This window comes from Brevibacillus ruminantium, from assembly GCF_023746555.1.
Taxonomy (GTDB): domain Bacteria; phylum Bacillota; class Bacilli; order Brevibacillales; family Brevibacillaceae; genus Brevibacillus; species Brevibacillus ruminantium.
Map to the genome: position 1 here is coordinate 3,851,558 of NZ_CP098755.1, position 22,383 is coordinate 3,873,940.

19 protein-coding genes are annotated in these 22,383 nt (G+C 52.2%); 9 read left to right on the forward strand and 10 right to left on the reverse strand.

Annotation, left to right across the window (positions count from 1 at the left end):
• Nucleotides 1–54 precede the first annotated feature (54 nt).
• Nucleotides 55–1,434: a phenylacetate--CoA ligase family protein gene (locus tag NDK47_RS19145; RefSeq protein ID WP_251871371.1), complete on the forward strand. Its 1,380-nt coding sequence runs from the start codon at nucleotides 55–57 to the stop codon at nucleotides 1,432–1,434.
• Here the strand turns inward: NDK47_RS19145 and murJ are convergent.
• The gene (gene murJ, locus NDK47_RS19150; protein WP_251871372.1) at nucleotides 1,409–2,971 is read right to left on the reverse strand and encodes a murein biosynthesis integral membrane protein MurJ; all 1,563 of its coding nucleotides are present in this window, start codon (nucleotides 2,969–2,971) and stop codon (nucleotides 1,409–1,411) included. The two genes, NDK47_RS19145 and murJ, sit on opposite strands and share 26 nt — an antisense overlap.
• A gap of 169 nt (nucleotides 2,972–3,140) precedes the next feature.
• Here murJ and NDK47_RS19155 point away from each other — a divergent pair, with 169 nt between their 5' ends.
• Genes NDK47_RS19155 through NDK47_RS19165 form a run of 3 tightly spaced genes read left to right on the forward strand, consistent with a single transcriptional unit; the run spans nucleotide 3,141 to nucleotide 6,858 of the window.
• Complete coding sequence (locus NDK47_RS19155; RefSeq protein ID WP_251871373.1) at nucleotides 3,141–4,406, forward strand: O-antigen ligase family protein; 1,266 nt, start codon at nucleotides 3,141–3,143, stop codon at nucleotides 4,404–4,406.
• A 9-nt stretch (nucleotides 4,407–4,415) separates the two neighbouring features.
• Nucleotides 4,416–6,047, forward strand: a complete 1,632-nt coding sequence (locus tag NDK47_RS19160) for a hypothetical protein (protein WP_251871374.1) — start codon at nucleotides 4,416–4,418, stop codon at nucleotides 6,045–6,047.
• Nucleotides 6,040–6,858, forward strand: coding sequence for a hypothetical protein (locus tag NDK47_RS19165; RefSeq protein ID WP_251871375.1), 819 nt, complete (start codon nucleotides 6,040–6,042; stop codon nucleotides 6,856–6,858). The genes NDK47_RS19160 and NDK47_RS19165 overlap by 8 nt, the downstream gene beginning before the upstream one ends.
• A gap of 77 nt (nucleotides 6,859–6,935) precedes the next feature.
• Here the strand turns inward: NDK47_RS19165 and NDK47_RS19170 are convergent, their stop codons facing one another.
• Nucleotides 6,936–8,084, reverse strand: coding sequence for an MFS transporter (locus tag NDK47_RS19170; RefSeq protein ID WP_251871376.1), 1,149 nt, complete (start codon nucleotides 8,082–8,084; stop codon nucleotides 6,936–6,938).
• A 13-nt stretch (nucleotides 8,085–8,097) separates the two neighbouring features.
• Complete coding sequence (locus NDK47_RS19175) at nucleotides 8,098–9,450, reverse strand: glycosyltransferase family 4 protein (protein ID WP_251871377.1); 1,353 nt, start codon at nucleotides 9,448–9,450, stop codon at nucleotides 8,098–8,100.
• 138 nt (nucleotides 9,451–9,588) lie between these two features.
• Here NDK47_RS19175 and NDK47_RS19180 point away from each other — a divergent pair, with 138 nt between their 5' ends.
• From NDK47_RS19180 to NDK47_RS19195, 4 genes are all read left to right on the forward strand, one after another.
• Nucleotides 9,589–10,725 (forward strand): glycosyltransferase, encoded by a 1,137-nt coding sequence (locus tag NDK47_RS19180; RefSeq protein WP_251871378.1) that lies wholly within the window; start codon nucleotides 9,589–9,591, stop codon nucleotides 10,723–10,725.
• Between the two features lie 172 nt (nucleotides 10,726–10,897).
• Complete coding sequence (locus tag NDK47_RS19185; RefSeq protein ID WP_251871379.1) at nucleotides 10,898–11,725, forward strand: M55 family metallopeptidase; 828 nt, start codon at nucleotides 10,898–10,900, stop codon at nucleotides 11,723–11,725.
• 185 nt (nucleotides 11,726–11,910) lie between these two features.
• On the forward strand, nucleotides 11,911–12,132 hold the full coding sequence (locus NDK47_RS19190; protein WP_251871380.1) for a hypothetical protein: 222 nt from the start codon (nucleotides 11,911–11,913) through the stop codon (nucleotides 12,130–12,132).
• 401 nt (nucleotides 12,133–12,533) lie between these two features.
• Nucleotides 12,534–12,947: a VOC family protein gene (locus NDK47_RS19195; RefSeq protein WP_251871381.1), complete on the forward strand. Its 414-nt coding sequence runs from the start codon at nucleotides 12,534–12,536 to the stop codon at nucleotides 12,945–12,947.
• A 49-nt stretch (nucleotides 12,948–12,996) separates the two neighbouring features.
• Here NDK47_RS19195 and NDK47_RS19200 read toward each other — a convergent pair whose 3' ends face one another.
• From NDK47_RS19200 to NDK47_RS19210, 3 genes are all read right to left on the reverse strand, one after another.
• The gene (locus tag NDK47_RS19200; RefSeq protein WP_251871382.1) at nucleotides 12,997–14,295 is read right to left on the reverse strand and encodes a nucleotide sugar dehydrogenase; all 1,299 of its coding nucleotides are present in this window, start codon (nucleotides 14,293–14,295) and stop codon (nucleotides 12,997–12,999) included.
• A gap of 227 nt (nucleotides 14,296–14,522) precedes the next feature.
• A complete protein-coding gene (locus tag NDK47_RS19205) occupies nucleotides 14,523–14,933 on the reverse strand; it encodes a DUF350 domain-containing protein (RefSeq protein WP_251871383.1) in 411 nt (136 codons plus the stop codon).
• Between the two features lie 23 nt (nucleotides 14,934–14,956).
• Nucleotides 14,957–17,314 carry an endonuclease MutS2 gene (locus NDK47_RS19210; RefSeq protein ID WP_251871384.1) on the reverse strand — a complete coding sequence of 786 codons (2,358 nt, stop codon included), beginning with the start codon at nucleotides 17,312–17,314 and terminating at the stop codon, nucleotides 14,957–14,959.
• Nucleotides 17,315–17,472: 158 nt separating this feature from the next.
• Here NDK47_RS19210 and NDK47_RS19215 point away from each other — a divergent pair, with 158 nt between their 5' ends.
• Complete coding sequence (locus NDK47_RS19215) at nucleotides 17,473–17,847, forward strand: phage holin family protein (protein ID WP_251871385.1); 375 nt, start codon at nucleotides 17,473–17,475, stop codon at nucleotides 17,845–17,847.
• A 50-nt stretch (nucleotides 17,848–17,897) separates the two neighbouring features.
• Here NDK47_RS19215 and larB read toward each other — a convergent pair whose 3' ends face one another.
• From larB to pheT, 4 genes are all read right to left on the reverse strand, one after another.
• The gene (larB, locus tag NDK47_RS19220) at nucleotides 17,898–18,647 is read right to left on the reverse strand and encodes a nickel pincer cofactor biosynthesis protein LarB (protein ID WP_251871386.1); all 750 of its coding nucleotides are present in this window, start codon (nucleotides 18,645–18,647) and stop codon (nucleotides 17,898–17,900) included.
• A complete protein-coding gene (gene larE / locus NDK47_RS19225; protein ID WP_251871387.1) occupies nucleotides 18,640–19,503 on the reverse strand; it encodes an ATP-dependent sacrificial sulfur transferase LarE in 864 nt (287 codons plus the stop codon). The genes larB and larE overlap by 8 nt, the downstream gene beginning before the upstream one ends.
• 82 nt (nucleotides 19,504–19,585) lie before the next feature.
• Entirely contained in the window at nucleotides 19,586–19,852 is a 267-nt protein-coding gene (zapA, locus tag NDK47_RS19230) for a cell division protein ZapA (RefSeq protein ID WP_251871388.1), read from the reverse strand.
• Nucleotides 19,853–19,958: 106 nt separating this feature from the next.
• On the reverse strand, nucleotides 19,959–22,382 hold the full coding sequence (pheT, locus tag NDK47_RS19235; protein WP_251871389.1) for a phenylalanine--tRNA ligase subunit beta: 2,424 nt from the start codon (nucleotides 22,380–22,382) through the stop codon (nucleotides 19,959–19,961).
• Nucleotide 22,383 lies beyond the last annotated feature (1 nt).

Sequence of the window (22,383 nt, forward strand, 5' to 3'; positions counted from 1 at the left end):
TAGGGGCCCATTTTGGCTGGAATAATGAGGAAAACGGCAAAAGGAGGAGCTTCTATGCCCCTGACCGCTTCCCTCATACGCAACGTACAATGGCCACTGATGGAGCGTTTTAAACAGAATCAAACAAGAACGTATATCCAACAACTTCTCGAAGCCCAATATTTGTCACCGGCTGACTTGCAAAAACGTCAATCTGCCAAGTTAAAACAGCTCTTGGATCACGCTGTGCAAAACGTCCCCGCCTATACCGAATTCGCCGATGAATGGAGGACGACCGCAGAGGAGCCTGAACAATTTATGCAGCGCATGCCCCTGCTCGACAAACGTCATTTTCGCGAGTCAGCCGACCGCTATCTGAGTGCGGGAGCCAATCCCGCCGAGCTGATTGCCAATCGGACCGGCGGGTCGACGGGTGAGCCCACACGTTTTTTTCTCGACCGGCCAACGGTTGAGCGCTATGAAGCTGCTCGCTGGCTGGGCTTGTCCTGGTATGGTATTCAGATCGGCGACCCTTCCGTCATGATCTGGGGCTCCCCCATCGAGCTGAACCAAAGAGAGGCTTTGCGCTATCAGTTGAAAGAAAGATGGTTGAAAAACAGGTTGATCATCTCTGCCTACGAGCTGGAAGAGAAACGGATCGCCGAGCATTTGCGCACAATTCGCCGCTTTCGTCCGGCGTATCTGTACGGCTATGCCTCGGCGTTTGCTCTTTTTGCGGAGTTGATGCTGCAAAAAGGCCTCTCCCTCGATATACCTCTGAAAGCCGTCATCTCAACCGCAGAAACATTGCACGAACATCAGCGCAAAGTAATCACGGAAGCATTTGGAGCTCCGGTCGTCAATGAATACGGAGCCAGAGACGGCGGCATCATCGCCTATCAGTGCCCGGCGGGACGCATGCATGCGTTTAGTGAAAATTGCTTTCTCGAAGTAGTAGATCCAGTATCGGGAAAACAAGTCCCCATCGGAGAAGCTGGCGCCCTGCTCGTCACGGACCTGTACAACCGGGTCATGCCCCGACTGCGGTATCAGCTGGGAGACATGCTTGCCCTCTCTGCGGAAAACTGCTCTTGCGGGATCAACTACCCTGTGCTCAAAGAAATTGACGGGCGCGTGGACGACATGTTCGTCTCTACGAACGGCACCTTCGTTCACGGGCATTTTATCAATCACATCATTCGCAGCCTGGACGGCTTCCGGACGTTTCAACTCGTCCAGCACGCTCCAGACCGTTTGACACTCCGTCTGGTCAAGCATGACGAGAAGTTTCAACCGGAGGATGAGCTTACGGTCCTTGCCGGCATTCGCTCGGCTTTGGGCGGCGACGTGAGCATTGCAGTGCACTACGTGGAGCAAATCCCGCCGACAGCCTCTGGAAAAACCCGATATGCCATCCGCGAATGTCCGCTTACGGGGAGCTGTCCGCAGGAGTAGAGCGTCTTTTCAGGACTCTCACCAGTAATTCTGATACCAGCTGCTCTTTGAAAACAGCCAAAACCGCGAAGTAGACGATGGCAGCGCCGCCCACTCCCACAAGCACGTAGAGCCAAAGCGGAAGGGCGGAAAGCCATGGGTCAACGACAATCAACGCTGCTGCCATGACCGCGCAGCCAAGCAGGGTTTTCGCTGTGGTCAGCAAAAAGCTGCGTTGGATCAGCGAGCCGACATTTCGCCACAGCAGGATAAACAGCAGCAGTGCCTGACTGCCTGCGGAAATCGCCGCACCCAGCGCAATTCCCCCATGATCAAAGACCGGAATCAACAGGAGATTAGCCGCGGCATAGACGATGACCCCGAAAGCGCCAACGATTACGGGGGTCCGGGTATTTTCCAGTGCATAGAAGGCCCTCGTGATCAAATCGCGGGCAGCCAGACCGTATAGCGCCAAGCCGTAGAAAGGAAGCGCCCAGGCCGTCAGCATGACGGAATGCTCATCAAAAGCTCCCCGCTCAAATACCAGCCTGATAATCGGCTCTGCGTACACGATGAAGCCCACTGTGACGGGCAATAGTAAAATCAGCAGATAGGAGAGGCCTTTTTGCAGCGTCTCCTTCATACGATCCATCTCTCCCCGCTTCACGAAACTGGCAAGCAGCGGAAACAGCGGCAGCGTAAAGGCGCCCACAAAGATCGCCATCGGCATTTGCACAAGCTGATTGGCATTGGCCAGCGCTGTTACTTTTCCCTCGCCCAAGCCATTGGCGAAGCTTTTCTCCAAGAGCGAGGTAGCCTGAGCTACAACAGCCCCGATCAGGATCGGCACGACCCGCTCTCCCATCTCCCGCAAAGCCTGATCCTCCCGCCAGTGAAAGGCCAATCGATGCTGGTAGTCAAACTGTTTCATGGTGAACATCATCGGGACAATCGCTGCCAGATATCCGAGGGTGGTCGCAATCGCGAGACCCGTTGACCCATAGACCGGCACCAGCAGATACATACTGACGATGACAACGGCTCCATTGGCGACGGTGGAGAGTGTCGGTGTGAAAAAGTGTTGATTGGCATTGCTGACACTGGACCACAAGCCAGCCAGCCCGATAAAGACCACGGAAGGCCACATCAAGCGCAGCATTTCCGTCGTCAGATCCAGAACATTCCCCAACTCGCCCGGCCCAAAAGCGACCACTTCATCCTTTGCTCCCAGCAGCATTGCGATCGGTCTGGCAAAGACGATGCCAAGTGCAGCGATGATTGTAAAAATCACCAGGACAATGGTAAACATTCGCTGATAAAGCGGACCTGTCTGTTCATTTTTTTCCAGCATCCCCCGCATCGTGGGGATCAGCACGGCATTGATCGCCCCCGGAACGATCAGGTATAGGGTAAGGGGAATTTGAGCAGCCGTATTAAAGGCGTCTGTCACCCCGTTGGTTCCGTAAATATTTGACAAATAAATCGTGCGAAAGAAGCCCAGAAGCCTTCCGACGAGCGTCAGCACGACGATCATCGAGGCTGTTTTTAGTAAGCTCATACATCGAATCTCCCATCTCTTTCGAGCAAGTACTTCCTATTAAAAATACACCTGTTATCATAACGCATTTCTTTTGATCCTACCAACTACTTTCCCCATCCCTTGCGACAACGAGCGCTAATTCATTATAATGTATGAGTTAATCCAATCTAGGAGGATTCAAATTCAAATGAGAGAGACTGTGTTGAAGTGGGGAAGCCGGTCTAGCACGTGGCTGTCTATACTGATTGCCTTTCCAATTATCGATTACGTCTTGCGAAAGTTCTTGCCGATACCTGTTTTGCCATCTCTATGGGATAAAGCTTTGCTTGTGGTCCTCCTGTTGTTTACGTTCTTCGCCTATCTCCAGACCGCACGCAAGCTGCCCTCCATCAAGCATCCGTTTCTGGCGTTTATCGTCTATGGAATCGGGCTGATGGTTATCGACATGACGAACTGGGCTGCCAGTTTTGAAGGCTTTCGTTCCGTCTATCAGTACATGAGTGCCTTCTTCATCGGCTTCTATCTGCTGGCTGACCATAAGCAGCTGGCTAACCTTTTGAAGATGCTTTCACTCGTCGGGTTCATCACCGGTTTGTACGGTGTGGCCCAGGTCGTGTTGGGAGTGGAAACCCCGATGGGCTGGGTACAAGAGGGAGAAGCGACAACGACCCGGGCGTTTTCGTTCGTTACCAGTCCCAACGTACTCGGCAGCTACATGGCCCTGGTTGCTCCTGTGTCGGTGGGCCTCGCTCTGTATACGAGCAACAAAAAAGAGCGGCTGCTTTGGATACTCGTCGCCTTGACGACGCTTTTGGCCTTGCTCTTGACCGGATCGCGCGGGGCATGGTTCGCTTTGGCCGCAGCCTTGTTTGCCTGCTTCTATCTTTGGAAGAAGCGCTGGGCGGGCTACCTGGTCCTCGCCGGAATTATCGGAGTGCTCGGTCTCTATTTTCTCGTGCCTGATACCGTTCCAATTGTCGGAACCATTAAAAACCGGATCTTCACGCTGTTTACGGCCGATTACATGGAAGCAAGCAGTAAAGCCGGGCGTCTCCAGCGCTGGCTGACGGCCTATGATCGCATGAGAGTAGAGCCTCTGTTTGGAGTCGGTCTGGGTCATCACGGAGGAGCCGTAGCCTCCCGCCGCTTCGGAACGATTTATACGGACAGCTATTTGTTCAAAAGTCTCGCCGAGCTGGGGCTGATTGGGCTTAGTATGTTCATCGGTTTGATCCTGATGACCTTCCGCTATGGGGTTAAAGTGGCCCGCTCTCTGACTGGCAAGCCCGAATTTTTCCTCACGCTCGGGCTCCTGGGCGGGATGATCGCTGTGGCACTTCACAACGTCGCGGAAAACATCTTTGAAGTTCCGTTCATGTCGCTCCAGTTTTGGCTGTTCGGCGGCATTTTCGCAGCCCTTTACGCCGATCTAACAAATGAAAAAAGGGGGTGAACCAAGCCCATGAAACAGAATCGATTCTTACCTTTTGTGAACTGGGCCTTGTACGCCATCGCCTTGTTCCTCATTTACCAATTACTGGTAAAGCCTGCGTTTCTTGATTTTTCCTGGATCGCGCTGGTGATCTTTTTGTTGCTGCTCGCCCTTTGTTATTATCTGCCCCACCCGAGGGAGCGGCGACAGATCATTGTCTTTTCACTCGGCTTTTTACTTCTGGACCGGGCATTGAGTCAGCTTGACGTGAAATCGATCGTCGCTGTCATCATTGGCGGTGCAGTGGCCATCATCGTGATCGCGCTTTTGGCGAAATGGTACGGACGTCTCAGCTGGATGGCCGTCTGTGCGCTGGTGTTGGTTGCTGTCGTGATGAACACGACTTTTTACCGGGATAATCTGTACGCCCTCAGCCACTTCACCGTAAAGTATGAGTCTGACCGACTTTACAACGGCACCTGGGTTGACTATTTCCCGATCGCGCTCTACGACGTGGATGGCGACGGCCAGCAGGAAATCATCACTTACGGCAATTCTGAGGAGCTTCCTCTCCCGAGTGAAGAATTGACAAAACCGGAAACCGAGGAAGAAAAGAAAGCCTTGGCCGACAAGCTGCTCCATCTGCAAGCCGAACCCATTTCGCTGTACGTCATGAAATGGCAGAATGGAAAGCTGGTTCGCATCCCAAATGACCAGATTCCCGCCGAGAAATTGGCGACGGTCAAGGAACAGCTGCCGACCGATTTCCCTGGTTTCCCGTACTACACGATGAAAGACAACCAGCTTGTACCGAATGTACAGCGCCAATCCTATGCGGAAGGCATGCTGCAAATGGGCACAGCGCCGTATCGGGCACTTCTGCTGGATTTGCAGCACATCGGAGATACGCTGGCGGAAAATAAAGGAAGCATGGATGTACGCATGACTTTGGGAAGCAAATACAAGGATCTCAGCATCCATGAGGGCCTTTTGACCGGAACGTATGAAGGCAGACCTTTTGCCGCTACGACCAAAGCCACGAAAATTCTCACCACGATGAATCTGCCGGATGGGCGGGAAGGCCTGATGATCATGGGTGAACATCTGAGTGTTCTCGCCGTTGAACCGGATGGCTCGACTGTCGAAGCCTATACGTTGACTCGCAAAGAGATGTCGTTGGCGACTGCTGAATTTATACCGGCTGATCTGGACAACGACGGAGCAGATGAGCTGTTGATCGCCAACACTCCGTCCTACATCCTCAAAGCCAAGCCAGACGGGACATGGGACGTTCTCTGGTCAAGTGAAGAAGGAGACAAGAGCTTCCGTTTCTCCAATTTCGCTGCTGTCGGGAGCGAAGCTCAACCAGAGATAGTGGCCAAAGCAAAAAGCTGGGTTAGCATGAATGAAACCCGTTATCTAACCGGATACACGTACACATCAGATGGCCTGAAGCAAAACTGGCGAATCTACATGCCGCTGCTCAATGTTCAGGTGGGGGACATCGACGGTGACCAAACCAATGAAATTATTGCCACCGTCTACGATCAGCACCGGGTCCTCATCTTCAAGCGTCATAACGTGCCGGTCGTACCTCTTGTCAGCCTGCTGTTCGTCGGATTGATTGGATACGGGATCGTAAGGAGGGTTCGCCATGCGTAAACGAGCTACTGTACTTTTCGCCCTGTCTGCTCTGCTTGGCGCCTCTCTGTTGAGCGGGTGCGGTACGTATGAGTCTGGGCCAAAAGCATTTGCCAGCACGAATTACGGCACATCCACTGACATGACTGCGCCCCAGCAGACGGAATCCGCGGCCGAGTGGTTGCGCACCGCTCTGGAAAATGCAAAAACCGATGAACATGCCCAGCAGTTCTGGTACAAGGGATTTGTTAAAAACTACATTCTCAACCGTACCACAACCAGCATGTTCGACGGCGCCGTTCGCAATCCGGACGGGTACAATGTCGATGCCAGAATTGCCCGGCAGGATTACCAGTACTACCGAATCGGTGACAAGCGTTATGTCCGCGTCAAGGATGCCTGGATGACAGCGCGGGAAACACCGCTGGATTTTGACGTATGGGCCGGCTTTGAGGATTGGCTGCCTTTTATGGATCAAGCCGTCCAGCTCAAGGATGACAAAGTATACGGCACGGTCTGTGTTCCGTTCCAGTTGAAGATGACCGGCACCGACTGGCTGGCGAAAAGCAGCAGTCCGCTGTTTGAGCCGCTGAAGCAGCAACTGGCAGAGCGGTCTGACATCGAATACCTGCTGAAGGATTCCACCATTAAAACAACTTTCTGGATCGGCAAGGACGATCGTCTGATTCATCAGTACGAAACCTGGATCATCCTGCCCATGCCGGGAGGCGGCACCATGGACCAGCAAGTCCAATTCCAGATGTACAAGTACGACGATCCGGGCATCCATATCAAAAACCCGGAAGAAGTGGAAAAATACCTGTTGTACTAAAAAGAAAATCTCGTGGCACGCAAAAAGAGACTGTTTCCCAGGTAGTATGCGCTACCTCGGAAACAGTCTCTCTGTTTTCAAATGCCAGCCGCTTTCTTTTCCTTCCTCCAAAGCAGGGTACTGTAAAGACAGGCAACCAGGGAACAAACCGCCATCACCTGGTACAGGGCAGCTCCCCCCCACTGCTCAAAGACCCAACCGCCCGCAAAGGAACCGATGATCCCGGAAATTCCGAAAAAAATGACGGCCAGTACTGTTTGTCCCGTGGCCTTCCATTCCTCGGGGATGATGCTGTACAAATGCTGGATGCTGGCTGTGTAAAAGATGACGAAGGTGACTCCTTGCATGAGCTGCAAAATTACGACAAGCAGCGGGTCTGAAACGGCCGCGCAGAGAAAAAAACGAACCGCGTAAATCACCGATGCCAAGGTGATCATCTTGATTTCGCTGCCGCTGCGAAGCAAACGCGGAAGCCACGCAAAGAAAGCTACCTCGCTAATCGCCGCCACAAACCAGGCGAGTCCGATCATCCCGGTAGTCCCGCCAAGACTTTGTACGTACACGCCGAGAAAGCTGTCATTGGTCCTGTGGGGAATCGCAGCCAGCAGAATCAGCAGGAAAAAGCGAAGCGTGGCCGGATACGCCAGAAAGCGGCGGAGATCGTCCAGGGAGAGCCGTTTTCCACTAACAGGGGCATCCGGTATCACCGTGCACAATAGAAAGGCAAGGACGCCGTACCCTGCATAGACCAGATACAGCCGATCCATCCCGATCTGATCAACCGAAAAGCCAATCACCAGAGAAGCCGAAGCATACCCGATCGCGCCAAAGGTCCTGACCGATCCAAAGTGTACGCCGTGCTGCTCTGCCACCCGATAGTTTAAACTTTCGGTCAGCGGGTCTGTCGGCAGCATGAAGAAATACATTCCCCCGACGAGCAAAAACAACATCCCCAGCTCGCTCGATTGAAACAGGATGAAGCCTACGAGCAGCGAAAATCCCAGTGTAAACAGGAGCACCTTTTTAATCGTCTTGCGTCTGTCGCTGATCATTCCCCAAAACGGTTGGGACAAAATTCCGATAAACGAGCCCAGCCCCACCAGCATCCCGATGTCGGCCGGTGTCACGCCCTGTGAGGACAGATACACAGGTAGAAACGAGATAAATACGGAGAGCAGTGAAAAATAAAAAAAGTTATAGGCTCGCAGTGCCTGAATCGCCATCATCGATTTCCCTCTCTCACGCTTGCATGGTCAGTTCGTTCATCAATTCAGCCAATTGACGGGCTTGTTCCCGCCTTTCGTAAGGCTTGACCCGTTCTGCGAACTCGTCACCGCGATCTGTGTTCCCTGTGGCTCCTTGCTCTTTCCACTCCCGGTACAGTTGCAAATAGGCCCGCTTCATCGCTTCCTTGTCCTCTGGATCAGCGACTTGGCCCAAACGGAAGGTTTCGATAATCCCGGTAGCCTCCCCTGGCTTATTCAGTGAAAGGATGGGCTTGCCAATCCCCATATACTCGTAGAGCTTGCCTGGAATATAAGCTCCCGCGTCCGGGGAAACATCGCCGATCAGGAGCAAGGCATCAGCGCCCTTCATCAGACTGAGCGCCTGCTTGTGCGGGAGGTTGCCAAGCACCCGGACGATATCCCCAAGCCCCAGCGCTTCCACGCAGTCTTGATTCTCGGTGTAGCCTGGATAATCAAATACACCGGCAAAGCTGAGCAAAAGATCTTCGCGGTTTACCTTTTGCTCATCAATCAGCTCGTGAATGGCCTGAAGCAACAGACGTGGATTCCGTTTCTGGTAGAGAATGCCCGCGTAGACAGCGTGAAATTTGTCTGGTGCCGTATACGCCGGTGTCAGGCCGATGAAGTCTTCCTGGTCGAATCCGTTGTAGATGAGTTCCATGCGGCGAATCCGCTCACCATGCTTCTGACGGAAATTTTCCGCAAAAGTGGCCGTTACCGTGGTGATCGCATCGGCATCGGCCATGACCCGCATTTCCATGCGCTCTTCCAGCCTCTCCCGCCAGCCGATCCCGGAGGTATGCATATTTTGCGTCCAGGGATCGCGGAAATCAGCGACCCACTTGCAGCCGAATTCCTTGGCCAGGCGCTGGGCAATCAAGTGATTGGTAACCGGCCCGGAGGTGGAGAAGATCACGTCGATTTTTTCCTGGTGCATGATCTCTCGTCCAACCTTGAGCGCCTGGGGAAGCCACAGAATCTGATCATCCGGTATCAGGATGTACGGTTTTACTTTTTTCAACAGGCCAATGACCTGCTGCTTTATTCGGCTTTTGAAACTCGTTTGGGGCGCAGTCTGTGGTGCTGCGGCAGCTTCCCCCGCAGCCGCTTTCCCTCTGCGCGGTATCAGTTGGCGTTCTTTTGCCCGATGAATGGCAACACCCTCTGGCAACTGCGCCAGCAAGGTAGGGTCTAGCGTCGCGTGATAAACCGGATCTACAGTCAATACATGAACGTTCCAGCCAAAATCGCCAAGATATTTCGCCATTTTCAAAGCACGGGGAACCCCTCCCCCGCCGATGGGCGGAAAGTAATAGCATATGAGTAGCACGTTGCGTGTTTTCATCAGGTGACCTTCCTTATATATCGTGTTTTTCTCCTTCACCAAGATACCATAAGTCCCGTCTTATTGCGAATATACCAGCCATCTGCTATAGTGAGAATGGTTTTGCTTTTTTTCTTACGAAGGTTCGGGTGGAGTGTCATGGACAAAATACACATCCTCCATGTTATCGGCGGAGGAGAGTTCGGCGGCGCGGAACAACATATCCTAAATTTGGTAACCTCTCTCCCAAAAGACGAAGTGGAGACGACGGTCGTTTGCTTTTATGACTCTCTGTTTGCAAGCGAGTTGCGAAAAGCGGGCGTTCCTGTCATCGCACTCAATCGTTTTGGGCGTTTTGACCTGCGGCTGCTGCAGGCATTGCGAGGGGTATTTCGTTCTTTTGGACCGCATCTTATACATACACACGGGGTAAAAGCCAATTTCTTTTCCCGACTGGCCGCCAGAGGGAGCCAGGCCAGACTGCTGACAACCGTTCACAGCTACCTGCGCTACGACTATGCTCATCCCCTGGCCTACGCCATCGTTTCCTTTATGGAACGAAGCACCCGCAGGTGGAATCGGCATTATATCGCGATCAGCGGGGCCATTGCCGAGCTTTTGCAGCAGAATGGCGTGCCACAGAATGACATCAGCATTATTTACAACGGAACGGACCTTACTCCGTACAGGCAAACGCATTTGCGAGAGGCGGACCGCACGCGTCTGCGCAAAGAATGGGGCGTTCCCGAGGATGCCTTTCTGTTTGGAACCGTAGCCAGATTTGTGCCAGTCAAAGGGCTGCCTCTGTTGGTGGAAGCCTTTGCGGGACTCCTTCGTGAATATGACGGACCTGCTCCGCATCTGGTGATGGTTGGAGATGGACCGGAGCGGCCGATTCTGGAGGAAAAGGTACGAGAGCTGGGGCTGCAGGAGAAAGTCTCGTTCGGAGGCTTCCGGCAAGATATACCGGCCTGCCTGCATGCCTGTGATGCTTTTGTTCACTCCTCGCTGTACGAAGGTCTGGGGTATACGATCATCGAAGCCATGGCTTCTGAGGTTCCTGTCGTAGCCAGCCATGTCGGCGGCGTAAAAGAATTTGTGAATGATCACCAGACGGGTCTGGCCGTGCAGCCGGGAGATCCAGCCGGTTTGACAAAGGCCATGAAAGAAATGCTGGATCGACCGGAGCTGCGTGAGAGCCTGACTCAAAACGCTCTTGCGCTGGTGGAACAAACCTTTACGATTCAACACATGACAAAAGAGACGATGCGCCTGTATCGGCAGCTTCTCTCTTAGGAGCATCGTCCCCATAAAATTTTGCAGCAAGCACAGCGGGTTCCACTGCCCCCTGTGCTTTTTTCATGTCTGGCGTCTCTCTTGATTTTTCTGTTGCCTGCATCGAAACAATCTGGTTTGATTAAAAGGAATGATTGCCAATTATCAGAAATGAAAGGATGGTAGGTATCCCATGAAATTATTTCTTTCTGTCGATATGGAAGGAATCTCCGGCATCGTCGATCCCACGTACATCAATCCCGATACCGGCATGAACTATGGACGGGGACGAGTGTTCATGACGGAAGATGCCAACGCCGTCATCGAAGCTGCTTTGGAAATGGGCGCAACAGAGATCGTCGTCGCCGACAGCCACAACACCATGAACAATATTCTCTGGGAGTCCCTCCATCCCAAAGCCAAGCTGCTCGCCGGTTCCCCCCGTGATTACTCCATGATGCAGGGGCTGGACGAAAGCTTTGACGCTGCTTTTTTCATCGGCTACCACACGCGCCAAGGCGTTCCCGGAGTTCTCAGCCATACGATGTCCGGCGTGGTTCGCAACATGTACATCAACGGACAAGTCGTGGGCGAGTTTGGCTTCAATGCAGCCTATGCCGGCTTGTATGGCGTGCCTGTTTGCCTCGTCTCCGGTGATAATCTGATCGCGGAAGAAGCGCGTGCGCTCATTCCCGAAATCAGTACAGCCATCGTCAAAACGGCCGTTTCCCGCACCTCTGCCATTTGCCTGTCAAGAGAGCAGGCTACCGCCGAATTAAAGCATCAGACGAAGCACGCGCTTTCCCGTTTGGCTGATATCAAACCGCTCACCTTTTCACAGCCGCTGGAGCTCGCCATCGAATTTTCTCATGCCGGACAAGCGGAAATGGCTGCCAACGTGCCGGGAACACGCTACGAAACGGAAACAGGCATCGTCCGCTACAATCCTGTTGATCAGCACGATCTGTACAAAACGATGCGGGCCATGATCAACCTTGCTCACAACGCGGTGTTTTTCTAAGTTTATCTTTTCGAAAGTATGAAGACTAACGCTTCCTTTTCTGTGGCAAAAAATAAACCTCCAGTTCTAGGGAAAACCTTAATAGAACTGGAGGTTTATTTGATTAGGCTTATATTTTGGAAATTACATACAATATTATTATATTTATGGTAAAATTACAATATAAAAAAAGGGAGGGATTTACAATGGGGAGAATTACAACAGGAATTTGTTTTTGTTTTATTGGTGCCTTTCTCGTAGTTGCACAATATATTACGGTCGCCATTCTCAGTTTAGGGCCAAATTGGCGTTATTTTTCTTTTGAATCATCAATAGAGGATGTTGGTAAATTGCCTTTGTATTTGGGAATTGCTTTTTTCGTGTTGGGCGTACCAATGGCCATCTTTGGCAAGGAAAATAACCGCTGAGTAGATAATTTATGACGGCAAGTTCACTTCGCCTTATATGAAACAGAACTGCCTCTTTTTCACATCATTTGTGTAAGACCTTGAACTTTTACCCTTTAATCGCTAAAAAATACACCTCCCTACAATGTAATCGGAAGCCCAGTGGGTTTTCCAATGTCCATTATAAGGGGTGCGCTTCTTCCACCACCGGTGGAGCCTCTTTTCGAACCTCTTTCGCATGTTTAGGCAAGTAAGCACCAAATTCGCAATCTGTAAGAAATCATTGCCTTCACCATGTGCTAGAATAGCAATTATTCAGAAAACCAGACATGAAGGGAGTCTTTCATACACTAGCATCTGACGCTTGTGAAAGGTATAGAATCGGTTAATAGCACGACATGCTAATGATGAGGTGATGGAAAATGGGACTGCAAGCAGAGAAAATTTTTGTCAACCTGCCTGTGAAGGATCTGAAAAGATCCATGGACTTTTTTTCAGCGATTGGCTTTACTTTTAACCCGCAATTTACTGATGACAACGCAGCCTGTATGGTCGTCAGTGAAGACATTTTTGTCATGCTGCTGGTGGAAGATTTCTTCAAGACATTTACCAAAAAAGAAATGGTCGATGCAACGAAAGGCACAGAAGTGATTTTGGCCTTATCCGCTGAAAGCAAAGAGAAAGTGGACGAGATCGTCAATAAGGCGTTAGCGGCAGGCGGACTTGCCTCCAATGACCCGATGGATCACGGATTTATGTACGCATGGAGTTTTCAAGATATCGACGGTCATCTTTGGGAGTTTATGTACATGGATCAAAGGGTAACCGATCAATAAAAACAAACAGGCCCTGCCGGCATTTTTCAACCGGTGGGGCCTGTTCTTGTTAGATGCGCACGACGGAAACCTTCTCATCCAGCGAACGCGGGATGCGGTTTTTGGCATCAAAGAGGATTGGTTCCGGACTCATTTGATTGATGACGCTTGTCCAATCCAGCTCTTCAAATTCCTTTTGAACGGCTGTCAGCATGACAGCATCTGCTCCCTTGACCGCATCTTCCAGCGTAGCCGCTTTGTGGTCGTAGTGGGTTGGCACCGCCGGATCATAGGAACGAACCTCTACACCCTTGGTTTGCAGCACCCGGATCAGATCTTGGACAGGACTGACTCGATCATCATTGGAGTAATCCTTCATCGCCAGACCGAAAATAGTGACACGGCTGCCAGCCAGCGATTTTCCTTTTTCCTGCAATGCTTTTTCCAGCATGTTGACCAGAACAGAAGGCACGCTGTCATTTGTGGTACGGGCCATCTGCAGCAGTGGGAGCGGAACACCCAGTTCCCTCGCTTTTGGCTGCAGGTAATACAGGGCGTTGGGCAGACAGAAACCGCCTACACCCGGTCCCGGTGTCAAAAGGTTTACACGTTTATGTGTATTCGCAATCCGGATCATTTCAAAGGTGTCAATGCCAAAGGATTCAGCAAAGCGGGCAAATTCCTGCACCATCGCGATATTGACGTCGCGCTGGATATTTTCAATCACCTTCGCCGCTTCAATCACTCGAATGTCGGAAATGGTGATCTCTGTTTCACTGATAAAGGAAAGCAGATTTTTTCCGTGGTTCGCGCTCTCCTCGTTGATTCCACCGAGGACCAGCGGCATGTGAATAAACTCCTCAAACGCTCGTCCCTCTGCAATGCGCTCCGAACAGTAGGTGAGATAAAAATCTGTGCCCGCCCGAAGACCGCTTGCTTCTTCCAAAATCGGCTGAATCACTTCTTCTGTCGTACCCGGGACAACAGTGCTGCGAATCATGACGGTATCGCCTTTTTTCAGCACTTTCCCCAGTGTCTCCGCACAGCTTTTCAAAGGACCGAGATCGGGATCGCCGTTGAAGACAGGCAGTCCGACGGTTACGATGTAATGCGAAACCTCTGCTGCTGCCTCTTCATACGAAGTGGTCGCCCGGAACCGGCCTGCGTCGATTTGCTCACGCAGAATCTCCGCGAGAGTCTTGCCTTGATAGGATTCCAGATGGTGAGAATGCCCTTTGTTGATTTCATCGACGACATGGGGCATGACGTCCACTCCAACCACGTGGGCCCCTTTCAGGGCATAGGTCAGTGCGAGTGGCAATCCGACAAACCCTAAACCGACAACAGCAACGCGTATTGGCTGAGTCATTTTGTATCTCCTCTTTCACGTCTCTGTTTATGAGTCAATCCGTAGCCCCTACGACAGATAATATATCCCCGCCGCGATAAAGACTACACATAAAACGATGAGGACCTTGTACAACGTCTCCAAGGCCACGCCTCCTCATTTCCTGCTCGATACATGCTACCAAGCTCTAATTATACTCCCCAATTGAAAATGCTTCAACGGCAAGAAAACGGAGCCCCAGCCCCGCGCTACCGCGTAAGGCTGGCGCCGATGACAAATGAAAATCCGATGGAGAGCACCATGGAGATCAGACCGATCGCCCGGTTATCGTTGCCGATCTCCTCATCAACCCGGAAGCTGGGTGTCATAAATTCAAAGATGAAATAACTGCCGAGCAAGAGGAAAAACCCAAATGTTCCCCAGGCCAGTGCCTGACCGATGGAATCATGGTGCTGGATGGAATAACTAAAGATATTGGCGATCCCGAACAGCTTGCCGCCGGTCGCCATGGCGACGGCGAGATTGCCTCGCTTTAATTCCTGCCACACATGATATTTTGTAACCAGTTCAAATACGGAGAGAAAGACAATCATGGCCAAACCGGTTACCGTATAATAAGCAAATGTCCCAAAATAAGGATTGTGCAGCAAATGCTCCATTCTGTACCCCCGTCCAACAAGACTTATCTCAGCTCGACGATGGTGGCACCTACGCCCCCTTCGCCCTGTCCACCAAGGCGAAACGATTTAACGCTGCGATGCTGACGCAAATACTCATGCACACCTTTGCGCAGCATCCCCGTGCCATGACCGTGGATAATCGACACCGAATGAAAACCGGCAAGCAATGCTTCGTCCAAATACTGGTCAATCTCGCGAATTCCGTCTTCCACATTGTAGCCGCGCAAATCCAGCTCCATTTTTACCGTGCTCCGGCTCCGTTTGACAGCTGTATATTCTACATTCTGTTGCGGCGCCTTAAAGGAGCTAAGCACATTCATGTCATCCCGCTTTACTTTCATTTTCATAATCCCGATCTGGACCAGGAACTCGTCGCCGCCAACCTTCTCCAGAACAGTACCCTTCTGGCCGAAGCTGTTGACCATTACCTCGTCTCCCGCCTTGATCTGGGTGGCTCTCACCGCTTTTGCCGGCTTTTTCACCTTTTCCTTCTCCAGCTCCATGACGGCATTGCCCAGGCGCTTTTTAGCATCGATTAAACGATGTTCTTTGATCTCCACGCCTTCTTTCATCATGCTCCGAAGCTCGCGGATCACCGCTTCAGCCTCTTCTTTGGCTAGTTGGACAGCAATGCGCGCCTCTTCTTCGGCTTCTTCCAAAAGTTTATTTTTCTCCTGGGCAAAACGTGCCCGTTCCTCTTCCAGCTGCTCACGCAGACGCTCTGCTTCACGACGCAAATCCTCAGCCGTCTTGCGTTCCGCTTCCGCTGTTTTTCGGTTGCGCTCCAAAGAAGCAATCATGCTTTCCACCTGATTGTCTTCCTCGCTGATCGAGCTTCTGGCGTCCTCAATAATTGCTTCCGGGAGTCCCAGCCGTTTGGCAATGGCAAACGCGTTGGACCGTCCTGGGACACCGATCAGCAAACGATACGTCGGGCGCAGTGTTTCCACATCAAATTCGACACTGGCATTTATGACACCGGATCGGTCATAAGCGTATGCCTTCAGCTCGCTGTAGTGTGTTGTCGCAATCAGTCTCGCTCCGCTGCGAATCACATGATCAATAATTGACATGGCCAGCGCGGCGCCCTCAGTCGGGTCAGTTCCTGCCCCCAATTCATCAAACAGGACAAGACTGCGGTCATCCATGGACGCGAGGATGTGGATAATATTGGTCATATGACTGGAAAACGTTGACAGGCTCTGCTCAATCGATTGTTCATCCCCAATATCGGCAAAAATAGAGGAGAAGACCGTAACCTCACTCTCTTCCTCTGCCGGAATCTGCAAACCCGCCATCGCCATCAAAGAGAGGAGACCTACTGTTTTCAGGGATACGGTTTTCCCCCCTGTATTTGGTCCCGTGACGACAATTGCACTGTATGCGCCTCCCAGCTCTACGTCAACCGGAACGACGGTTTGCATGGGAATCAACGGATGGCGAGCTTTTCGCAGCCGCATGTAGCCTTCGTCATTGACGCGCGGACAAACCGCTTTCATGGCACCGGAAAGCTGAGCTTTGGCAAACATGAAATCCAGTTCGGCAAGCGCTTCGATATTTTCTTTCAACGGATCGATGGACACTGCGACCAGCTCAGTGAGGACGTAAAGAATACGCTCCACTTCTCTTTCCTCGCGCAGACGAAGCTCGCGGAGCTTGTTGTTCATCGCCACTACCGCCTCTGGCTCGATAAACAAGGTCGCACCCGAGGCAGACTGATCGTGAACGATTCCTCCAAAAACGTGGCGGTACTCTTGCTTGACGGGAATCACAAAGCGATCTCCGCGAATCGTGACAATATTTTCCATCAACATTTTTTGATAGGAGGATGAACGCGTCATCTGGTCCAGCTTTTCTCTGACCCGCGCCTCCAGCTGACGGATTTCCTGTCTGACCAGGCGCAATTCCTGGCTGGCCCCGTCGACAATCTCGCCATTCTCATCGACACATCGGCGGATTTCTGTCTCCAGGTCACGCAGCCCCTCGATGCGCTCTGCCTGAAACTGCAGCATGGGCAAAGCCTCGTCTTCACAAAGATCGAGCAAGAACTGGCGAAGACGGCGTCCCGCCCCTACTGTACCGGCGATATCCAGCAATTCCATGGGAGCGAGCATGGCATTTAAACGAGCCCTTTGAATGGCTCCGCGAATGTCCCTGATGCCCCCGAGCGGAACACTCCCCTTTAAGCGGAGAGCCGTCACTGCCTCCTGAGTGGCCTGCTGAGCAGCTTTCACTTCCTCAAGCCGCAAAAACGGGACCAGGTTTTCGGCTAATTCTTTTCCGTATATGGACGTCGCTTTATCCATCAGCAACGCGATGATTTTCTCGTATTCCAAGGTTTTTAAAACCCGCTGTTCCACGAATGTGCCTCCTTTTTCTGCCCTGAAACAAGCAATTACCAACTATTATATCACGGGGATGGGCACATGAATAATTTAACGCCTTTCCCTCAGCATAGTTCTCCTAAAAAAAAGCCAAAATGATAAGGAATCAACATCTGCAAAGGAGGATCATACACATGACGATATTGCGCCACGTTATCCGTTTTGTGGTTGCTGCTGTCGTACTGATGTTCGTCGGTTTCTTGGTGCCCGGTTTTTCTGTAAACAGCTTCTGGACCGCACTATTTGCGGCAGTGGTGATTGCACTGCTAGGGTGGGTCGTGGAAGCGTTCTTCGGTGATCGCATCTCTCCATTTAACCGCGGAATTGTTGGTTTTCTTGTCAGCGCAGTAGTGATTTATCTCACCCAATTCATCGTCTCCGGATTTTACGTGACGATTCTGGGAGCACTGCTTGCCTCATTGGTCATCGGGATTATCGACCTGTTTATCCCGATCAAAACGCACATGGATTTGCGTGACGGAGATGCCGGCAAAAGGCAAGAAACTTAAATCAAGCGGATAGATCAAGAGCCAACCAGATCGGTTGGCTCTTGTTTTCTTTATGAAGATGCACTCTGTCTGTGGATCATTCCAGCCAAATACCCGGCACCAAAGCCATTGTCGATATTGACTACGGATACACCATTCGCGCATGAGTTGAGCATAGTCAGAAGGGCGGCTATTCCGCCTAAATTGGCTCCATATCCCACGCTGGTAGGAACCGCAATCACAGGCTTATCCACCAGACCAGCCAATACACTGGCCAACGCTCCTTCCATACCTGCGATACAGATGATGACGGAGGCTCCCCGTATCTCATCCAAACGCTGAAACAGTCGATGGATTCCTGCCACGCCTACATCCGCAATCACTCTGGCCTCGCTGCCAAAGCAGCGGACAGTCCAGGCAGCCTCCTGCGCCACCGGCCAATCTGAAGTTCCTGCGGCGACAACCGCCACATAGCCTTCACGTACTGGTTCCAAGGGTGTTTTTGCGCTGATCAGCATCCGTGCCTCTTTGACATACTGTACATCCGCCCAGCAGCTTTGTACCGCTTCCGCCTGTTCTTCGCTGACCCGCGTGGCCAGTACCAGCTCCTGATGCTCTCGCAGCCTGGAAAATATGCCCACTAACTGTTCCGCGCTTTTCCCTGCTCCGTATACAACCTCTGGAAAACCGGTCCTGCGCTTTCGATCCAGATCAAGTGTAGCGTAGTCCAACCGACTACTTCCCTGAATCAGTTCGGCAGCCTGGTCAAGATCAAGTTTGCCCGCCTGGAGATCTTGAAGAATCGTTTTCAGATTATCCATGTGTCTGTTTCACATCCGTCTGCAGTACTGCGTTCATACTGCCCGTTTGGTAACCAAAGAGGTCAAGCGTCACATATTTAAATCCAATCTCCCGCAGCGTGCGGTCAATCTGGTCACGATGCTGGAGCAATAGTTCAAACTCATTCGGACTGATTTCAATCCGCGCAATGGTATCATGATGCCGGACACGCACCTGATGAAAGCCCAGGCTCATCAGATAGCCCTCTGCCCGATCGATCTGGTCGATCTTTTCCAAGGTGATCGTGGAGCCGTAGGGTACTCGCGAGGAAAGGCAGGCAAAGGAAGGTTTGTTCCAGGTCGAAAGCCCCATTTCTTTGGACAGTTGCCTGATCTCATCCTTGTAAAATCCAGCCTCCTGAAGCGGACTGCGTACACCGCGTTGAACAGCGGCTACGCGGCCTGGGCGGTAATCCCCCAAATCATCCATATTGGCGCCATCACAAATCACTGCATTCCATTCATTTTGCAAAGCCAACTCACCTAAGTGTTCATACAAGCCGTCTTTGCAGTAGAAGCAGCGGTTGACCGGATTCGAAACAAAATTCGGATTTTCCAGTTCACGAACCTCCGTCGTGACAAATCTGGCACCTAACTGCTTGGCGAGTTGCTTGGCGGCTTCGAATTCCCTGGTCGGAAATGTCTCCGAAGCGGCCGTCACCGCAATCGCCGAATCCCCCAACACCTCGACGGCGCGTGCAAGCAAAAAGGTGCTGTCCACACCTCCTGAAAAGGCAACCAAGGCGCTGCCCATTTCTTGAAGAATCGTGCCTAGTTTTTCATTCTTTTCTGTCAGAGACAGCTTTTTTGCTGCCTCAACCAGCGCTTCTTTGTTCATCAGTCGCTCTCCTCTCCGGCCTGTTTGCACGGCGGCTGACAATAGGGAAAAGAGAGGCCAGAGCCCCTCTTTTCACTACCGATCAGGTTTCGTTTGCATCTTCCTGAAGCATCTTCAGCAACGCTTCGTACTCGGTTCGCAACCGGAAGTATTCGTCTGCGATGTTAACTGCGGCAAGTACAGCGATTTTGGCCGTATCCAGACGATGGTTGCCTGTTCCAATCTCATTCATTTTATCATCAACGAACCCGGCCACCATGCGAATGTGGTTCACGCTTGCCTTTCCACTCAAGCGATACTGCTGCCCGTATATGTCAACCGTCAACCGATTCTTCCCGTCACCCTGCACGAAGGCTTCCTCCTTCAAACCCTACTGTGAGACTTCCGTACCTATTTTCCGTACCAATGCATCCCAATTTAGGTTACTGAAAATGTCAGGTTTCGTCAAGTTCTGCTTACATTCTGAGCTCGGCGCCCGCTTCGTTCTTCAGCGCCTCTACGACAGCCTGTGTCAGCTCCTGCACCTCTTCGTCCTGCAAGGTCCGCTCGGGGTGACGGAAAACGAGGGAGAAGGCCATGCTCTTTTTGTCGGAAGCAATCCGGTCGCCTGTATACACATCGAACAGCGTCAGGGATTCCAGCAGGTCACCCGCTGCTTTGCGTATCACAGCTTCCAGTGTATGGGCTGGCAGGTCGCGGTTTGCTACGAGTGCCAGGTCGCGGGTCACGGCAGGATGCTTCGGAAGCGGGTGGTAATGGCCAACCGGAGCGGCTGCACGGATCAACTCTTCTGCATCAAACTGGAAGACGTAGGTTTCCGACAGATCGTATGCTTTTTCGGTAGCCGGATGGACCTGCCCCAGATAGCCCAGATGTTTGTCACCCACCCAGATTTCGGCGGTACGGCCCGGGTGCATGCCCGCCAGTGTGGAGACTGCCCGGTACTCTGCTCCCGCAATGCCGAGACGGGTAAGCAGGGATTCAATCAGACCCTTTACCAAATAAAAGTCAACGACTTGCGACTGCGCCATCCAGTTGGTTTTGAACCATTGCCCAGTCAATGCACCCGCCAGGTAAAGGCGCTCCTCAGGGAGTTGGGACAGGTTGGCTTCCTCACTCAGGAAGACTCTTCCCAGCTCGAAGATGGCGACATTATGGTTTTGCCGGTTCTTGTTGTAAGAGACGGTTGCCAGCAGACTCGGAATCAGACTGGTGCGCAGAACGCTGTGCTCTTCGCTCATCGGCATGGCCAGTGCGATCGGCTTGACCGTTGTACGATGCAAGCCGGCCACCTCTTCTGCTTTTTCCGGATGGACCAGCGCATACGAAATCGCTTCATTCAGCCCCGCGCCAATGAGGTGATGGCGAATAGTTCGGCGAATCTTTTGATCATGCGTCAATTGTCCTTGCGTTGTCATTCCCTCTGGAAGAGTGGTCGGGATATTGTCGTAGCCGTGAAGACGAGCTACCTCTTCGACCAGATCTTCCGGCAATGTGATATCTCCACGGCGAGTCGGCACGGTCACTACCCATTGATTGCCGTTTTGTTCATATGCGAACTGGAGACGTTGGAAAATCGGCGTTACCTCATCAGCTGTCAGGGAGGTACCCAAATGTTGGTTGATTTTTTCCAGCGTGATCGTCACTACTGCTGGTGTCGGCTCTTGAACCACGGCTTCTGCAATCCCCTTGGAAACCTTGGCTCCGGAAAGCTGCTGAATCAGGTAAGCTGCCCGCTCGCCAGCTTCCACCACGCGCGCCTGGTCGACACCTTTTTCCCAACGTACGCATCCTTCTGTGCGCATACCGAGCTTCTTGGACGTGCTCCGAACAGTCTGTGGCGTGAACCAGGCTGCCTCCAGGATAATCTCCTTGGTCTCCGGTGTAATTTCGGAGTTGGCACCGCCCATGACACCGGCGATTGCCAGGCCTTTTTGCCGATCGGCAATCAGCAGAGTCTGGCTGTCCAGCAAGCGCTCTTGATCGTCCAGCGTGACCAGCTTCTCGCCTTCTTCTGCCAGCCTTACCACGATAGAGCGGTCTTTGACCATGTTTGCGTCAAAGGCGTGCAACGGCTGTCCGTATTCCAGCATGACATAGTTGGTCACGTCCACCACGTTGTTGATCGGACGAACACCGGCAGCCATCAGGCGGTTTTTCATCCACTGCGGCGAGCTGGTGATTTTGGCATCCGTAAAATGACGCCCCTCGTATCGATAGCATTCGTCTTTTGCCTCGATCTCCACCTGAACCGGATTTTGCCCGCCGTTTTCCACGATTGCAATCTCCGGGAAAATGACATCCCGGCCGAGAATCGCCGCGACCTCATATGCGACACCCAGCATGCTGAGGCAATCGGAGCGGTTTGGAGTAAGTCCCAGCTCCAGCACATGGTCATCCATGCCCAGGTAAGAAACCGCGTCCATGCCTACCTCTGCATCCTCCGGCAGCACCATGATGCCTTCTTGCTGATCTTTGGCCAGCAGCTTGTCGTTGAGTCCCAGTTCCTTCGCCGAGCAGATCATCCCTTGCGACTCCACTCCGCGCAGTTTGGAGCGCTTGATCTGGAGGTCGCCTGGCAATTTTGCTCCGACCAAGGCTACCGGCACCTTTTGTCCCCGGTCAACGTTGGCTGCTCCGCAGACGATTTGCAAGTCTTCTCCCTGCCCTGCATCGACGATGCACACATTGAGCCGGTCTGCATCAGGATGCTTGCTTTTTTCCTTTACATAGCCGACCACGACTTTGGAAACACCAGCGTTGCGGGATTCCACCGCATCTACCTCAATCCCGCTGCGGGTCAGCTTTTCCGCCAGCTCGTGGGGGGTGATATCGTGTAAATCCACGTATTCCGACAACCATTGATATGATACCTTCATC

Coding starts and splice junctions, on each gene's coding strand:
- pheT (WP_251871389.1), bottom strand. CDS start 22,382: ATGAAGGTATCATATCAATGGTTGTCGGAATACGTGGATTTACACGAT.
- NDK47_RS19170 (WP_251871376.1), bottom strand. CDS start 8,084: ATGATGGCGATTCAGGCACTGCGAGCCTATAACTTTTTTTATTTTTCA.
- NDK47_RS19215 (WP_251871385.1), top strand. CDS start 17,473: ATGACGATATTGCGCCACGTTATCCGTTTTGTGGTTGCTGCTGTCGTA.
- NDK47_RS19195 (WP_251871381.1), top strand. CDS start 12,534: ATGGGACTGCAAGCAGAGAAAATTTTTGTCAACCTGCCTGTGAAGGAT.
- NDK47_RS19155 (WP_251871373.1), top strand. CDS start 3,141: ATGAGAGAGACTGTGTTGAAGTGGGGAAGCCGGTCTAGCACGTGGCTG.
- larB (WP_251871386.1), bottom strand. CDS start 18,647: ATGGATAATCTGAAAACGATTCTTCAAGATCTCCAGGCGGGCAAACTT.
- NDK47_RS19160 (WP_251871374.1), top strand. CDS start 4,416: ATGAAACAGAATCGATTCTTACCTTTTGTGAACTGGGCCTTGTACGCC.
- NDK47_RS19185 (WP_251871379.1), top strand. CDS start 10,898: ATGAAATTATTTCTTTCTGTCGATATGGAAGGAATCTCCGGCATCGTC.
- larE (WP_251871387.1), bottom strand. CDS start 19,503: ATGAACAAAGAAGCGCTGGTTGAGGCAGCAAAAAAGCTGTCTCTGACA.
- NDK47_RS19200 (WP_251871382.1), bottom strand. CDS start 14,295: ATGACTCAGCCAATACGCGTTGCTGTTGTCGGTTTAGGGTTTGTCGGA.
- NDK47_RS19180 (WP_251871378.1), top strand. CDS start 9,589: ATGGACAAAATACACATCCTCCATGTTATCGGCGGAGGAGAGTTCGGC.
- murJ (WP_251871372.1), bottom strand. CDS start 2,971: ATGAGCTTACTAAAAACAGCCTCGATGATCGTCGTGCTGACGCTCGTC.
- NDK47_RS19205 (WP_251871383.1), bottom strand. CDS start 14,933: ATGGAGCATTTGCTGCACAATCCTTATTTTGGGACATTTGCTTATTAT.
- NDK47_RS19145 (WP_251871371.1), top strand. CDS start 55: ATGCCCCTGACCGCTTCCCTCATACGCAACGTACAATGGCCACTGATG.
- NDK47_RS19175 (WP_251871377.1), bottom strand. CDS start 9,450: ATGAAAACACGCAACGTGCTACTCATATGCTATTACTTTCCGCCCATC.
- NDK47_RS19165 (WP_251871375.1), top strand. CDS start 6,040: ATGCGTAAACGAGCTACTGTACTTTTCGCCCTGTCTGCTCTGCTTGGC.
- NDK47_RS19190 (WP_251871380.1), top strand. CDS start 11,911: ATGGGGAGAATTACAACAGGAATTTGTTTTTGTTTTATTGGTGCCTTT.